The sequence below is a fragment of the Pseudomonas sp. LBUM1676 genome (assembly GCF_059695605.1).
Window position 1 is genome coordinate 3,844,198 of record NZ_CP166777.1, and the last position, 15,810, is coordinate 3,860,007.

Consider the following 15,810-nt stretch of genomic DNA (forward strand, 5'->3'; position numbering starts at 1 on the left):
TCTTCAATGCAAAAAGAAAGACGCCGCCAGGAATGACGAAACCGGGCTTGACCCGGTTTCGTTGCCTTCAGTCAAGATTGATGATGCGTACAACGACTCAGGATTCAGGGACCTCATCGGCGGGCAGCGTCGGTCCTGGATGTCTCGTCAAGGCTTCAGAGGTCAGGCGCTCGACCAGTTGTACGTTCTCGTTCTTGAAATTTTCGATGATCGCCTTCGTACGTTGGGCAGCGGTTGCAGGCGACAGGTTCACCTGCGACTCCAGTTGTGCAAGGGCTTGAGCACTGCGTTGGGAAATAGCGCTGAACTCGCCCTGGTAGGTCGCCACCAGGTACTCGTACCAAAACCCCCGATTATGGATCGAGGCCAGTAACGACTCGGTAGCTTCAGCGTTGACTACCTGGCGATACTCGTCCTCAAGCTGTTCGGGGGTAACGTCAACATCGCGTACGAAATTCATTTCTCTGGGTTGGGCAGGCAGCTCCAGGCGCTGCGCGAGCCGCACACGGTAGATCAGGCTCAGTTCCTGCGCCTGTGCATGACTGAACGATCCGGAAACAGTGCGACGACCGATCTCGATCATGGCGAGCCGCTCCACCTCCTGCAGTCGAAACAGGCCTCTCATCAATCGGACCAGCTCTCCTTCGAGCGTACGATTTCCAGTGCGTGCCGCAAGCACGGCTCGAAAATACAAGACCCTCACCTCTATATCGCTAAATAGCCCCGGAGCGTCCTCGGCACTGACTCGCCCGACTCTAGCCATTCGAAACAGCACACGGCGCAACGCGTCATCTTCGCCGGCAGCTTCCAGCACGCCCCATACACGCCGACTCAAGTCGACTTGAAGCAGGTTGAAATCCGCGGTGTCGTGCAGTTGGGCAAGCAGATGGAAGAAATCCCTGGATCTGGGGTAAACCGACAATGAGTTCCACAGCGTTTGTTTGCTGGCCAACTCAGCATCGGTCAGGCCGCTCATCCAGATTGAGCCGTGTCTCGCCAAATCCGGTTGCACTACCGCAGCCTGACGGTAATCAGCGGCGTGCACGCCCAGATTGATGCCACTGGATTGTTGATAGGCGGCAATCTCCCGCAAGCTCGACGCTGACAGTGGGTTGCCATCAACGTTGGTGCCGCGGTTTAACGCCGCCCGAGCCTTGAAAACCGTCTCCGGGACTTGTGCGATGAGGTTGTCGCGCAAATCCAGCCTCTGCAGCTCGGAAAGATCGTTTACCCCGATCGGCCAATCGACAAGCCCGGCACCGCGCAATGCCAGATGTTGTAATTTCTGCAGGCCCATAACGGTTGGCGTCCGCCCAAGAGCCGGATTAAAGCTCAAGTTAAGGCTGTGCAGATGATCCCTTTCGCTCAGCAACTTGACCGATTCCGGCGTCAGATAAATACGGTTATCGCTCAAGTCCAGGTGTTTCAGGCTTGGCATGGCTGCGATCGCCTGGGGAATTCGGGTCAGCTGATTGCCAGTCAGGCTCAATGTACGAAGGTTGGTGAAATTGTGCAGAAACGCGCTCAACCCCGCACTGGTCCCCACTTTGTCCATCTCAAGCGTACCGATATGGCCGAAATTGCCGACCATCACTGGCAGTTCCCCCAGCGGTTGTGCCTCGACACTCAGGCTGTAAAGCATTTGCGGTGTATCAGGCATGAATCCGGCCTCCTTGTGCCAGGCACGCAAAATGGCATGAGCGGCCCGTTCCTTGCTGATTTTGGGCACCTTGAGCCTGGGTCCATCGCCCTCCTGATAGTGGGTCTCGCGATTGACCCAGCGCTCCAGCGCATAACGGATGGTCTGAATTTCCAGTCGCAGACTTTCAAGTGCCCTGATGGCCAGGACTTCGTCGGTCGGCAATGTTGTGAGAAACCGCTCGATCTGCTCCTTTGAATGAGACGGATAGTGTTCCTGGGCACGCTGCATCACCTCCGGCGAGCGGGCTGAAGTTCCGCTCGAAGGCGGTAGCCCCAGCAAGGGAGTACTTTCGGCCAACCGATCGGCCAGGCCCATGGGCGAGCGATAACCGACGCGCACCGCCTCGATACCGATGGCTTGGGCGATGGCTCTTCGGCGCTGCAGTGCCAGCGTGGTGATTTTTTTCCTCAACGCCGCGCCGGCATCGTTCGCTTCGACCCCCAGCGCTTTGCGGGCACTGACTGGCAAGCCCTCCCAGAGTGTCTGAAAAAAATGTTCGCGGGTGCGCTTCCGGTGCGTGGACAACACCTTGCCATTGGCATCAGACGCTTTAAAACGGTCAGGGTAAGCTTCGATAAAAAGCTTGTGCTCCGAGTTGTTTGTACCAAGGCTGGCCTTTTCCTCCGGATGCACGGCCCATTCCGTGATCTCGACAAACACATCGTTTGGCCAGCCCGGCAAATGCTTGAGGGTATTGAGCACCAAACGGTCGGTGTCCAATCCGCTGGCGGCATCCAGGTAAAGCCCTTCATAGGCCCGGTTCAGGCGCACCACTTGCGCATACCTGCGCGCTTCTTCGGCCAGTCGCAGTGGCACTGTTGCGTCTTCAAGCTCCGCTCCTTCGCTGATATCGGCATGCTGCACCAACTCGTCGGCGACGCTGGCCGGCAGTTCCGCAAACTGCTCCAGCACAGGTGCGGCCTTTGTCTGCGTGATAACGTTAGAGCGCTGATAGACCCGAGCAAAAAGCGCCAACTTCTTGAGTGCCGATTGATCGGCAATCATTTTGCCCAGGGCCCGTGCCTGAAGCGTTTCGTCCGTCGCCGTCAATCCAAGCAAGCTGGTGCGCTCTTGCGTGGCAAGTGCTTTGAGCAGGACTGGATAAAACTGTCCTTTGCCTAACAGGTCCTCTGGGATTTTTATTTGCCGGGAAGCCGAAGCGGCTCCGTAACGCCTGACTTCACCCCCGACAATATCGGTAACGCTTACGCTCGCGTCCTTGGGCCATTGGTCCACAGCTGTCAGCAGATGCAACTGCAGGTCGGCGTCAGCCTGCGGCGCAGTTGACGGCACGCGCATTTGATCTATGAAGCGGCTGACGGCCTTGTCCGCGCGAAAGCGCCGAACGGTGTCCACCAGCGTAGCCATGGGCTTGCTACGGTCCAGGTAGAGCTGCCGCAATTGCTGTTCGTCGATGCCGCTACCGGCGAGAATCTGTGATCCTTCAATGTCCGAAAATTCTTCCTCGCGATAGCCAAGGCGTCGAAACAACGTCAGCAGATCCCATTTCTGCGGCAGTTCGCAATCGTGCCGCCAGGCACCTGCGCCGTTGGTTTCCAGCACCGGTGAATAACGTTCAGGCGTGACAGGATGCTCGATCTCCCACAAACCGGTGCCCTGCATTGGGCGCATGGCATAGGTATCCGTCCCTGTTCGCAGGTATTGACGCTCGCGCCACTTCACGAGCCCTTGATCATCTACAGGGAGTTCGCGCGGCACTGTTGCAACCTGCCGATAGGCTTTCAGATCAGGTTTCCATAACCGTACGGAACCAGACCCTACCGGGACTGATCGCAATCGACCGATAAAATTAGAAGATTTGATCGTCCTGAACCCTTTGCGCACCCCCGCGCCGGCGCCGGCAAATGCCGCCATCAGAATCAGGTTTTCGATGACGTCGAACAGATAGTCCGTGGCTTGCTCCTGCTCCCCCTGGGTCCAGCTGTCGATGCCTTCGTAAACTTCTGTCAGCAACTGAAGCCCGGCAACGGCAAACATCACTTCACCCACGACCGGAACGAATGAGGAGAAAAACAGCAGCGCATTGAAGCCGATGGTTTTATAGGTCTCCTGCCTGTCCAGGCGCGTTTTTTCGTCCTCGTCATCCGTGGGCACCACCAGCAATCGCGCATCAGCGATGACGTGTGCTGAACACTGCTGAAACAGGGTCAGGAACACATCATCCTCCAGATCGAACCCTTCAACCGGTACGTAGATACTGTCTTGAGGAAGTGGCGGCGTTTTTCGAGACAATAGACGTGTATCCAGCGCCGTGTGAAAACCGGGTCGGTCGCTGAGCAAGATGAAACGCATGAAAAACCTGCGAAAATCGGCTGTTCGCAGACGTTTACTCAGTTCTGATTCAAACTTTTTAAACGATGCGTATTCCTTCAGAGGGTGCGACGGATCACCCGGCAGATACACCACGCATCGGTAATCATTGTCTGCATGTACACTGACTGGGCCGATAAAAAGTGCACCATGCAGTTTTACCTCCAGCAACTCCAGCCCTTGATAACCCAGCGTGTTATTACCCAGCTTGTTCAATGGCGCAGAGTCTTTAACCGATTTCAGCATTGAATAAACATCAGCGCCGATGTGCTTTTTCATGAAAGCGATATGCATATCGACTTCAAATCGGTCTTTTGCGTAAGCTATATATTTATCACGCAACGGTTGATCGCCCAGCAGGGCCTTGAGGTGGTCCTGATACTGCTTACCCATGTCCAGCTTTCGACAAAGTTGTGCAAACTCATGAGGCTTGAGTGACAGGATTTCATCGGGCCGGCCACTGATTTTCTTTGGAACATATATAAATGAATTGTCGTCATAGTTACCTGGGGCCGTTTCGCTGGATTCGAAGTTCTCGCACGCTGCCATCAACAGTTCCCGATCGATCGGCTTGACGAGCTTTCTCCTCAACCCAAGCAAGCTTGACGTCGAGCGTATATGTTGAAAAATCACCCCGTCTATTTTAAACGATCTGCGCAACGTGTCTGACATGGCCTTGGCCAGCAAAGGTCCGCAAAATCTTTCAGGTGATTTCAACTCGCTTAAAGCGGCCGCGACTGCCTCTCTGGACTGGTAACTGGCTATCAGACTATTACGCAGGGCACCACGGACTTGCGTGGAAGACTCAAGCAACCAGGAGGGTGCCTGTTGTTTGATAAGGGGGAAGAATATGCCCTGTTGTTCGGGTGTCATGGCCACCACTGGGGTGTTATCGGATTCTACCGTCATGTCGTGCAACCTTAAAACTGATTGGAATAATCAGATTAACGCTGAACGCCTTTTCATAAAATTTCAAATAACCGATCACCGGGCAGGCTTAACCAACAACATTACAACGCTGGAAACTATATATATACCGCACTGGATTCGATTTAAAAGTGCAAAACGCCCTGTTGCCGAATATCAGCAACAGGGCGCTCTTGAGGATTTTTACCAGAAGCGTTGCTGAGTCAAACGGCTCCACCAGCTCAACAGCACGCGGTCCACCGAGCCGCTGGCCGCGATGCCGATGCGCTCCTGCAGGCTTTTACGCTCGGCGTAATGCAGGTGATAAAGCTCGGATTTTTTCGCCCGTTCGGCGAGGTATTCATCGCTCGTCTTGAGCTCGTCGACCAGTTGCTTGTCCATCGCTGCAATGCCCAGCCAGATTTCACCGGTGGCGACCTCATCGATGTCCAGTTGCGGGCGGTAACGCGAGACGAAGTTCTTGAACAGCTGATGGGTAATGTCCAGGTCTTCCTGGAACTTCTCCCGGCCCTTCTCGGTGTTTTCGCCAAACACGGTCAGGGTGCGTTTGTATTCGCCGGCGGTCAGGACTTCGAAGTCGATGTCGTGCTTTTTCAGCAGGCGGTTGACGTTTGGCAACTGCGCCACCACGCCGATCGAGCCGAGGATGGCGAACGGGGCACTGATGATCTTGTCGCCGATGCACGCCATCATGTAACCGCCGCTGGCAGCCACCTTGTCGATACACACGGTCAATGGCACGCCCGCGTCGCGGATGCGCGCCAGTTGCGAGGACGCCAGACCATAGCTGTGCACCATGCCACCGCCGCTTTCCAGGCGCAGCACCACTTCATCCTTGGGTGTGGCCAGGGTCAGCAGCGCGGTGATTTCGTGGCGCAGGCTTTCGGTAGCCGACGCCTTGATGTCACCGTCGAAATCCAGCACGAACACCCGGGGCTTGTTGGCCTCGGGCTTTTTCTTCTGCTTTTTCTCCGATTTGGCTTCGACCTTGCGCAGAGCCTTGAGCTGGTCCTTGTCGAGCAGGGTTTGCTCCAGGCGCTCGCGCAACCCCTTGTAAAAATCATTGAGTTTGCTGACCTGCAACTGGCCGGCGGTTTTGCGTCGACCTTTGCTGCGCAATGCCGCAAAACTGGCCATGACCACCAGAATGGCGATCACCAGTGTGACGGTTTTGGCCAGGAAAACGGCGAACTCGGCAAAAAACTCCACAATGACTCCTTCAATACGATGCGCTGCATAAACGCGCGCGCGATACGCTCAGCATACCCATGCGCCAGCCCGGCGACCAGTCGTGAAACCTTTGGCAACAGCCTGCCACGAGCATTTCAAACAAGCGTATGTTTTTTCATTGACAGCTCATCGCCATCCTCATAACCTCGCCGAACCTTCAACGTACCGGGATGACGCGGACGTGGGCAGTATCTATTTGATTCGACATGGCCAGGCCTCCTTTGGTGCAGACGACTATGACGTCCTGTCGCCGACCGGTATTCGCCAGGCAGAAGTCCTCGGCCAGCACCTGGCCGGGTTGGGCATCAGCTTGGATCGCTGCCTCGCGGGCGACCTGCGCCGTCAGCAACACACGGCCAGCAGCGCGCTGGAACAGTTCGCTGCCATGGGCCTGCCGGTGCCGATCCTGGAAACGGACAGCGCCTTCAACGAATTCGACGCCGACGCGGTGATCCGCGCGCTGCTGCCGGCCATGCTGGACGATGAACCCGAAGCGTTGGACATCCTGCGCAACGCCGCGCAGAACCGCGCCGAGTTCCAGCGTATCTTTGCACTCATCATTGAGCGCTGGCTGGTCGGGACCTATGACACCCCGGGCCTGGAAAGCTGGCTGGGGTTTGTCGAGCGGGTGCAAGCCGGTCTGCAGCGCATCCTCGAACAGGCCGACAACACCCAGAAAATCGCCGTGTTCACCTCCGGCGGCACCATTACCGCCCTGCTCCACCTCATTACGCAAATGCCGGCCAGGCAGGCATTCGAACTGAACTGGCAAATCGTCAACACCTCGCTCAACCTGCTGAAGTTTCGTGGTCGCGAGGTGGCACTGTCTTCCTTCAACAGTCATGCGCACCTGCAACTGTTGAAGGCCCCGGAACTCATCACGTTTCGCTGAGTCCGGACTATTGTGACCCTGGCTGTAATCACCCAGCTCTAATTACCCAAGAAAGGATCAAACCATGACCTCCGTAGCTGATGCCGTACAAGCAATGAAAGCCAAGTTCAACCCAGCCGCTGCCGCGGGTCTGGACCTGGTATTCGGTTTCCGCATCGACGACACCAAGAACTTCTCGCTGATCGTCAAGGACAGCACCTGCGAGCTCAAGGAAGGCGAGAACCCGGACGCCCAGGTGACCCTGGTGATGGACGGCGAAACCCTGGAAGGCATCGTCAGCGGCGAAACCGACGGCATGCAAGCCTTCATGGGCGGCAAACTGCGCGCCGAAGGCGACATGATGCTGGCCATGAAACTGTCCGAGCTGTTCCCGGCTTAAGCGCGTCGCCCCCGACCTTCGGGGGCACGCCTGGCTGCAAACGAATCCCGCCCCTCGAGGCGGGATTTGTCGTTTTGCGCCATGGGAAAACGGCTTGCTGCGCATTTGCGGTCTATATTCCTTCTGGCCGCATGCGTCAGACATCGGCTGTTTGCCCTCGCTTTTTACGAAGAGCCTTTGCGCGGAGCATTGCCATGAGCCCACCTGACGACAACGACGGCTTCAACCGCCGACGTGTACTGCAAGGCCTTACGGCAGGCGCCCTCGGTGCCTGGATCAGCCCGCTGTCAGCAGGGAGTAAAACCATGCCCGATTCACCGGCCGACCTCATTCTGTACAACGGACGCCTGCACACCGTCGATCGCAAGAAACCCCAGGCCAGCGCCGTCGCGATCAAGGACGGTCGCTTCGTGGTGGTCGGCAGCGATGCCCAGGCCATGGCCCTGCAAGGCCCCGGCACGCAGATTATCGATCTGCACGGACGCACGGTGATTCCCGGTCTCAACGACTCGCACCTGCACCTGATCCGTGGCGGCTTGAATTACAACCTCGAACTGCGCTGGGAAGGCGTCCCTTCATTGGTCGACGCGCTACGCCTGCTCAAGGATCAGGCGGACCGCACGCCCACGCCGCAATGGGTGCGGGTGGTCGGTGGCTGGAACGAGTTCCAGTTTGCCGAAAAACGCCTGCCGACCCTCGACGAACTGAACAAGGCGGCGCCGGACACCCCAGTGTTCGTGCTGCACCTGTACGACCGCGCCCTGCTCAATCGCGCCGCTTTGAAAGTGGTGGGCTACACCCGTGACACGCCGAATCCGCCGGGCGGTGAAATCCAGCGCGACGCCAATGGCGATCCGACCGGCATGCTGATCGCCCGGCCCAACGCGATGATTCTCTACTCGACCCTGGCCAAGGGTCCGAAGCTGCCGCTGGAATACCAGGTCAACTCGACCCGCCAGTTCATGCGCGAGCTCAATCGCCTCGGCGTCACCAGTGCCATCGATGCCGGCGGCGGTTATCAGAACTACCCGGACGACTATCAAGTCATCCAGCAACTGGCCAAGGACCAACAGCTCACGGTGCGCATTGCCTACAACCTGTTCACCCAGAAACCCAAGGAAGAGCTGACCGACTTCAAAAACTGGACCAGCAGCTCCCACTACGGCCAGGGCGACGATTTCCTGCGCCACAACGGTGCCGGGGAAATGCTGGTGTTCTCGGCGGCGGACTTCGAAGACTTCCTCGAACCGCGCCCGGACCTGCCGCAAACCATGGAGCAGGAACTGGAACCCGTGATTCGGCATCTGGTGGAACAACGCTGGCCGTTTCGCCTGCACGCGACGTACAACGAATCCATCAGTCGCATGCTCGACGTGTTCGAGAAGGTCAATCGCGATATTCCGTTCGATGGTTTGCCGTGGTTCTTCGACCACGCCGAAACCATCACCGCGCAGAACATCGAACGGGTCAAAGCCCTGGGTGGCGGCATCGCGATCCAGGACCGCATGGCATTCCAGGGTGAATACTTCGTCGACCGTTACGGCGCCAAGGCTGCCGAAACCACACCGCCCATCGCTCGTATGCTGGCCGAAGGTGTACCGGTGGGCGCCGGCACCGATGCCACGCGGGTGTCCAGCTATAACCCCTGGACTTCGCTTTACTGGCTGGTCAGCGGCCGTACCGTCGGCGGGCTGGAGCTGTATCCGCAAGGCTTGAGCCGCGACACGGCGCTGGAACTCTTCACCCACGGCAGCGCCTGGTTCTCCTCCGAACAAGGCAAGAAAGGCCAGATCAAGATCGGGCAACTGGCGGACCTGATTGCGCTGTCGGCGGACTATTTCCACATTGAAGATGAAGCCGTGAAATGGATCGAGTCGGTGCTGACCATTGTCGACGGCAAGATTGTCTACGGCAGCGTCGAGTTCGAGAAACTCGGGCCGCCACCCATCCCGGTGGTGCCTGAGTGGTCGCCCGTCACCAAAGTGCCGGGCCACTGGAAACCCCTGGCGCCGATGACGGCGCAGGTACATCAATGCGCTGGGGCTTGTGCGGTGCATGCCCATAGCCATGAACGGGCGCGGTTGTCGTCGGCGCCGGTCAGCGATTTCGCCGGGTTCTGGGGGGCCTTTGGTTGTTCGTGTTTTGCGTTTTGAAGGCAGGCACCGATTGCGGATGCAGCGATGAACCCTGTGGTGTGGGCCTCGCCACAAGGTGAGCGGTGCTCTTACAATGGCGCACTTCCCCCTCCGGCCTGCCCATGGACATCGATCTCGCCCGCACCTTTCTGGAAATCGTCCGCCACGGCAGCCTCGCCGCGGCGGCCGAAAAACTCCACGTCACCCAGACCGCGATCACCGCGCGGGTGCAGAAGCTCGAGAGCCAGTTGGGTAGCACGCTGTTCGTACGCAACCGCGCCGGCGCTCGCCTGACCGCGAACGGCGAGGCTTTTGTGGTCTATGCCAATCAGCTGGTAGAAACCTGGGAAGCCGCACGCCGGGACCTGCCGTTGCCCGAGGGTTACCACGACGTGCTGCACATCGGTGGCGAAGTCAGCCTGTGCAACCCGCTGATGCTCAGCTGGGCCGGCGCACTGCGGGAGAAGATTCCCGGCCATGCCCTGCGCATGGAAATCCGTGATGGCGAAAACCTGCTGCGCCAACTGGAACTTGGGGTTCTCGACGCGGCGCTGGTCTACCAGCCCGAGTATTGGCCACGCCTGCAAGTCGAGCAGGTGCTGGAAGAAAAACTGGTGCTCACCCGCCTCGCCGCAAGACCCGATCCCTATGTGTACATCGACTGGGGCCCGAACTTCCGGCGCCAGCACGATGCCGCGCTGCCGGAAAAAGCCAAGGCCGCCTTGAGCTTCAACCTCGGCCCACTGGGCTTGCAGTACATTCTGGAAAACGGCGGCAGTGGCTACTTTCGCACCCGGGTCGTCCAGAGTTACCTGGAAAGCGGCGTGCTGGAGCTGGTGCCCAGGGCTCCGGAATTCAGTTACCCGACCTATCTGGTCTACTCCCGCGACCGCGACTCGGCGACCCTGCAGCGGGCCTTCGACCTGCTGCGTGAGGTCATCCAGTCCGATGATGACTGGTCGCAACGCTGGAACCCTCTGACCTGAGTCCGGTTTGCACCGGAGCATGGCGTTTGTGGCCTCAAGGTTTACCCGGCTGAAACCGCGGGATCGGCTAATCTGCTGGTGATAACAATAACCACAGGTAAAGGCAGTGAGGCAGACCACCGAAGCATTTCGCAGCCGTTACCGCGCCGACATTCATCCGCTCTACAACCCCTGGCTGCATGGCGCCTTTGTGCTGCTGTTCGGATTACTGGCCATCGCTGCGTTCTGGAGCACCGTGCATCAGGTACAGCCGCTGGAGTGGCTGGCAGTGCCGCTGACCCTGTTGTTCTTCAGCTTCGGTGTGTACGTGGTGCATCGCCACCTTGGGCACCACAAAAAAAGCTTCGCGCGGATGTTCTATGCGCGCCACGCCGGCGATCATCACAGCTTTTTCGCCCCTGGCCACATGACCTGCGACAGCGCCCGCGACTCGCGGGTGATTCTGTTTCCGGCCTGGCTGATCGTGCTGCACACAGTGGTCATCACCTTGCCCCTGTGGTGGCTGCTGGTGCAGTTCAATGCCAATGTCGGCGGGTTGTCCGCCGGTTGCCTGGTCCTCGGTTACCTGGCCTACGAAGTGTTCCATGCCTGTGAACATCTGCCCCCCGCCAACCCGCTCACCCGTCTGCCATGGATCCGCCAGATGCGCCGCCTGCATGAGCTGCATCACCGCCGCGAGCTGATGCAGGAACGCAATTTCAATATCGTTTTTCCGCTGATGGATTACCTGTTCGGCACCCTCTATTGGGAACCGGAGCCGACTTCCCTGCACTCGACGAGAACGCCCATGACCCGCATGCAGCATCAGATCGACATTGCCGCCAATCCGGTTGCCGTGCTCGCCTACGCCAGCACCGTGACCCGTTGGCCGCAATGGCACCCGTCCTCGCTCAAGATCGATGGCCAGGACGGACCGCTGCATGCCGGGTCGCGCTTCGAGGAAGACATCCGGGCGGGCGGACGCGAGGGGCATTTGCAGTGGGTGGTGGACGAGTATCTGCCGGGGCGCCGCTGGAGCGCTCGGGCGCGGGGCGATAACGGATTGTCGCTGGTCGTGACGTACGAGTGCGAGCCCGAGGGTGACGGTACGCGATTCGTGCGCACCCTCGACTATCAGTTCAGCGGTCTGACGATGCGCATTGCCAATCGCCTGCTGCTCAAGCGCCGCATCGATCGTGAATCGGCAGCGTCGTTGCAGGCCTTGCGCGACATGGCGTTGAAGCACCTGTCCACGACAGGAGCCGCCGCGTGAGTGGAACCTTCAAGTTTCGCCATGTTGTATTGCTGGTGATCATTGTCATCGGCGCCTTCCTGCTGCTGATGCCGACCAAGGTTGAACCGGTGGCCTGGACACCGCCGCCGGCGCCTTCACTGACCAGCGGGCCGTACGCCGACAATCAACGCCTCAAGGGCATGGAGCCGGTGGGTGTCACTGACATCGACGGGCCGGAAGCCTTGCTGCTGGAGGATGACGTGCTGATCACCGGCCTGCATGACGGGCGCTTGATTCGCACCAGCCTCGACGGCAAGGTCAGCAAAGTCCTGGCCGATACCGGCGGGCGGCCATTGGGTCTGGCGCGCCATCCCAACGGCTTGCTGGTGATCGCCGACGGCGTCAAGGGTTTGCTGTCCCTGGACGCCCAGGGACGCCTGATTGCCTTGACCACCGCCGCCAATGGCGTGCCCTTCGGCTTCACCGACGACGTGACCATCGACAAGTCCGGCCACTACGCCTACTTCAGCGATGCTTCGAGCCGCTTCGGCTATGGCCGGGACGGCGAGGCGATCATCGAGCACGGCGGCGATGGCCGATTGCTGCGGTATGACTTCCAGACCGGCACGACCACGGTGCTGATGGACAAGCTGGAGTTTGCCAACGGCGTGGCCCTGGGACCGGACGAAAGCTATGTGCTGGTCAACGAAACCGGCGCTTATCGCATCAGTCGTTATTGGCTGAGCGGGGCCAAAGCCGGTACCCGTGACCTGTTCATCGACAACTTGCCGGGGTTGCCGGACAACCTGACGTTCAATGGCCGGGATCGATTCTGGGTAGCGCTGTATGCACCGCGCAACGCCTTGCTGGATGCCATGGCGGCGCATCCTTTCGTGCGCAAGATGATTGTGCGGGCGATGACCATCCTGCCTAAACCGGTGGAGAAACGCGCCTTTGTATTGGGCCTTGATGTGGAGGGCAAGGTGATTGCCAATCTGCAGGATGGAAGCAGCGGCAATTACTCGCCGATCACCACGGTGCGCGAGTATGGGGAGTGGTTGTATTTCGGGTCGCTGAAGGCGAAGCACATGGCGCGGTTGCCGTTAAGCAAGGCCCTCCAATAAACGTCACTGATCAATGTGGGAGCGAGCCTGCTCGCGAAAGCGGTCTTCCATCAATAAAGAGGTTGTCTGACACACCACTTTCGCGAGCAGCCTCGCTCCCACAGGGGTATTACGGTGGGCCAAACTATCGGGGATCCATCTCGCCATCACGCACCGCATTGTCGGTTTCTTCGCGTACCCGCTCCGGATCAAGGTCAGTGCCATCGTCCTGGTCCATGGGGATTGCACCTTCATTGTTCGGCAGTTCATCGATGCCCGGTTCGTCTTCGGGGTTGATGGTCGTGCGACCGGGGCTCAAGGGTTCAGGATGGGTCGGGATGGGGTCGTAGCCGCCCTGCTCTTCGCTGGGGTACTTTTCGTTACTGGAGACAGTGGGATCAGTCATTGGGGCACCTCGCATGGAGCCGTCGATTCGGACTCTGATCATTCGAGGTGCCGGTTTTTATCGCCGTTCCAATTTTTCACTCACCGGTCGTCGGTGGTAGGGTTCGGCATGTCAGGAAGGCGTCTGAAGTCGGTCGACGATCTGGTTCTTGACCAGCACGCGCCTCTCCTTGAGCTTCTTCAGTGCGTCATCGCTGGGTGCGTCGGATTGGGCGGACTCGGCCTTCACTACCTCGGCGTCCGCCTGGGAATACTTGTTGATCAGTGAATCCAGTAATGGATCCTTGGTGCGTTTTTGCTGGATCTCTTCCTTTGTGAGTTTCAGGTCCTGATAAAGGTCATGGGTCACCGGCATGGAACACCTCCGTTTGTTGATCGGTGGCAAACGCGATCGATTGCGTTCACCAACTATCAGAATGGCCTTGGTTGGCCGGTTCTGTCGACCGCCTATCAGACCAGCGGTTGCCGTTCGTCGTCCTGTCGAAAAAGCGATAAAACCTTTGTCCGCCCGTCGCCCTCCATTGCTTAACGATCATTTGATCGCCCATGAAAAACCTGTGTGGAGAAGAACCAATGGACGGATTTACCCTGCGCCACCTGACTTTGGCCGTTGCCTTGAGCACCAGCATGGGCATGGCCTGCGCTGCCACCTCCAATGACTTCGTCGACAACGCGGCCGCGGGCGGCATCGCGGAAATCGAAACCAGCCGGCTGGCATTGGAAAAAAGCTCATCGGCCGACATCAAGGAATTCGCCAACATGATGATTACCGATCATTCCAAGGCGAACGATGAATTGGCGGCGTTGGCGAAAAAGAATGACATCGAGGTGCCAGACACCACGACCTTGGTGAAGCAGGCCAAGGAAAAAATTCTCGAAGTACGCGATGAATCCTTCGACGCGGCCTATGCCAACAATCAGGTCAAGGCGCACGAAGAAACCATCGAGCTGTTCAAGAAACAAGCCAACACCGTGACGGACGATAAAGTCAAAGGCGCAACCGAGCTCAAAGGGTTTGCGCAAAAAATGCTGCCGGCGCTGGAAAAACACCTGGATATGGCGAAAAAACTGCAGGCTGCTCATCCGAGTAAATAACACTGAACAAAAAAAGGCCCCATCCAGTGGATGAGGCCTTTTTTATTGTGTCCGGTTCGCTCTAACCGCCATCGGTATCGATGTCGGCATCGGTGTCGTCGCTGGGCTTGGGCCGGTCCGGACTCGGTTTGAAACCGGGGCTGAATTCATTGTCGTTATCGGTATGGCGGTTCTTCTGGTCCACCGCCTGGTCGGCACTTTCCGGTTTCGCGGTTTGCCCCTGATCCTGATCCTGCCCACCGGATTCGGCCGGCGTCTGCGGGTCGATTGCCGGGTCATTGCGTTTGACCGGTGCCCCCGTCTGATCCTGCTCCTGTGTCATCGCTTCGTCTTTCATAAGTACCTCGTTCGTCACTGCCAGTGCGGCTTAAACAATCGGCCCTGAGGTTTCGAGGCTTTCCAGCCAGCATCGTTCCGTTGGATAGACGCCTGCGTTCAAGTGCAGCCAATCGCAAAAACCTGTCAGATTTGAAAACTATTGCCTGCGGCAAATGTCACTGATTTGTGCCGATCAATATTTGGAGAATCGGCCACACTTTCCAAGGAGTCAAAGTCCCATGGCGGCACTGCAAACCACCACACTCGATGCGATGAAAACCAACCGGACGCAACTGCTTGGCGAATGGACAAAAGGCCTCGGGGCCAGCGGCGCCACACGCAATCTCAAAGAGCATGACGTGAATCAGGAGACTTCGGACTTCCTGCAACTGGTCATCGCAGGTCTCGAGCGCGGCAACGACCAGAACGTCGCCTCCTCCGGCTGGGACGATATTCGCCAATTCCTCGAAAAGCTCTCCCATACCCGCGCCCTGCTCGGCCAGGACTCGCACCAGACCGCCAGTTTCATCTTCGGCCTCAAGGGCCCGATGTTTGCGCTGCTGCAAAATCATTACCAGGACAGTCCGGCGCTGCTGGCCGAGCAACTCTGGGAAGTGTCCGAACTGCTCGACGCCCTGGGCATGCACACCATCCGCACCTTTCAGAAGTCCCGCGAAGCGGTGATCAAGCGCCAGCAGGAAGAGTTGCTGGAACTGTCGACGCCGGTGGTCAAGCTCTGGGACGGCGTACTGGCGCTGCCGATGATCGGCACCCTGGACTCACAACGTACCCAGGTGGTGATGGAATCGCTGTTGCAGCGAATCGTCGATACCGGCTCGGAAATCGCCATCATCGACATCACCGGCGTGCCGACCGTCGACACCCTGGTGGCGCAACACCTGCTCAAGACCGTCACCGCGATTCGCCTGATGGGCGCCGATTGCATCATCAGCGGCGTGCGACCGCAGATCGCCCAGACCATCGTGCACCTGGGGCTGGACCTGCAAGGCGTGGTCACCAAGGCCAACCTGGCCGACGCCCTGAAACTGGCCCTGACCCGCCTGGGAATCACTGTCAGCAAGGCGGTCTGAGCC

13 protein-coding genes are annotated in these 15,810 nt (G+C 58.5%); 8 read left to right on the forward strand and 5 right to left on the reverse strand.

The window, feature by feature from the left end; translation table 11 throughout:
- Window positions 1–97: 97 nt before the first annotated feature.
- Window positions 98–4,942, reverse strand: coding sequence for a dermonecrotic toxin domain-containing protein (locus tag ACA041_RS17750; protein WP_497434809.1), 4,845 nt, complete (start codon window positions 4,940–4,942; stop codon window positions 98–100).
- A gap of 201 nt (window positions 4,943–5,143) precedes the next feature.
- Window positions 5,144–6,169, reverse strand: coding sequence for a protease SohB (gene sohB / locus ACA041_RS17755; protein ID WP_497434813.1), 1,026 nt, complete (start codon window positions 6,167–6,169; stop codon window positions 5,144–5,146).
- Between the two features lie 202 nt (window positions 6,170–6,371).
- Between sohB and ACA041_RS17760 the strand changes: the two genes are divergently transcribed.
- The 6 genes from ACA041_RS17760 to ACA041_RS17785 all read left to right on the forward strand — a co-directional run bounded on the left by ACA041_RS17760 (window position 6,372) and on the right by ACA041_RS17785 (window position 12,919).
- Window positions 6,372–7,082 (forward strand): histidine phosphatase family protein, encoded by a 711-nt coding sequence (locus ACA041_RS17760; protein ID WP_497434819.1) that lies wholly within the window; start codon window positions 6,372–6,374, stop codon window positions 7,080–7,082.
- Between the two features lie 64 nt (window positions 7,083–7,146).
- Window positions 7,147–7,461, forward strand: coding sequence for an SCP2 sterol-binding domain-containing protein (locus ACA041_RS17765; RefSeq protein WP_462023807.1), 315 nt, complete (start codon window positions 7,147–7,149; stop codon window positions 7,459–7,461).
- Between the two features lie 305 nt (window positions 7,462–7,766).
- On the forward strand, window positions 7,767–9,614 hold the full coding sequence (locus ACA041_RS17770) for an amidohydrolase (protein ID WP_497442104.1): 1,848 nt from the start codon (window positions 7,767–7,769) through the stop codon (window positions 9,612–9,614).
- 104 nt (window positions 9,615–9,718) lie between these two features.
- Entirely contained in the window at window positions 9,719–10,582 is an 864-nt protein-coding gene (locus tag ACA041_RS17775; RefSeq protein ID WP_497434821.1) for a LysR family transcriptional regulator, read from the forward strand.
- Between the two features lie 106 nt (window positions 10,583–10,688).
- Complete coding sequence (locus ACA041_RS17780; RefSeq protein ID WP_497434825.1) at window positions 10,689–11,834, forward strand: sterol desaturase/SRPBCC family protein; 1,146 nt, start codon at window positions 10,689–10,691, stop codon at window positions 11,832–11,834.
- Window positions 11,831–12,919, forward strand: a complete 1,089-nt coding sequence (locus ACA041_RS17785; RefSeq protein ID WP_497434830.1) for an SMP-30/gluconolactonase/LRE family protein — start codon at window positions 11,831–11,833, stop codon at window positions 12,917–12,919. Before ACA041_RS17780 ends, ACA041_RS17785 begins: the two co-directional genes overlap by 4 nt.
- Before the next feature lie 124 nt (window positions 12,920–13,043).
- On the opposite strand, the gene ACA041_RS17790 is transcribed toward ACA041_RS17785, so the two are convergent.
- Together ACA041_RS17790 and ACA041_RS17795 are read right to left on the reverse strand one after the other, a co-directional pair.
- Window positions 13,044–13,304, reverse strand: coding sequence for a hypothetical protein (locus ACA041_RS17790; protein ID WP_497434836.1), 261 nt, complete (start codon window positions 13,302–13,304; stop codon window positions 13,044–13,046).
- Between the two features lie 111 nt (window positions 13,305–13,415).
- Complete coding sequence (locus ACA041_RS17795; RefSeq protein ID WP_497434841.1) at window positions 13,416–13,658, reverse strand: hypothetical protein; 243 nt, start codon at window positions 13,656–13,658, stop codon at window positions 13,416–13,418.
- A gap of 218 nt (window positions 13,659–13,876) precedes the next feature.
- Here ACA041_RS17795 and ACA041_RS17800 point away from each other — a divergent pair, with 218 nt between their 5' ends.
- Window positions 13,877–14,398 (forward strand): DUF4142 domain-containing protein, encoded by a 522-nt coding sequence (locus tag ACA041_RS17800; protein WP_497434844.1) that lies wholly within the window; start codon window positions 13,877–13,879, stop codon window positions 14,396–14,398.
- Window positions 14,399–14,459: 61 nt separating this feature from the next.
- Here ACA041_RS17800 and ACA041_RS17805 read toward each other — a convergent pair whose 3' ends face one another.
- Window positions 14,460–14,735 (reverse strand): hypothetical protein, encoded by a 276-nt coding sequence (locus ACA041_RS17805; RefSeq protein ID WP_497434848.1) that lies wholly within the window; start codon window positions 14,733–14,735, stop codon window positions 14,460–14,462.
- A 220-nt stretch (window positions 14,736–14,955) separates the two neighbouring features.
- Here ACA041_RS17805 and ACA041_RS17810 point away from each other — a divergent pair, with 220 nt between their 5' ends.
- Window positions 14,956–15,807: an STAS domain-containing protein gene (locus tag ACA041_RS17810; RefSeq protein WP_497434853.1), complete on the forward strand. Its 852-nt coding sequence runs from the start codon at window positions 14,956–14,958 to the stop codon at window positions 15,805–15,807.
- Window positions 15,808–15,810 lie beyond the last annotated feature (3 nt).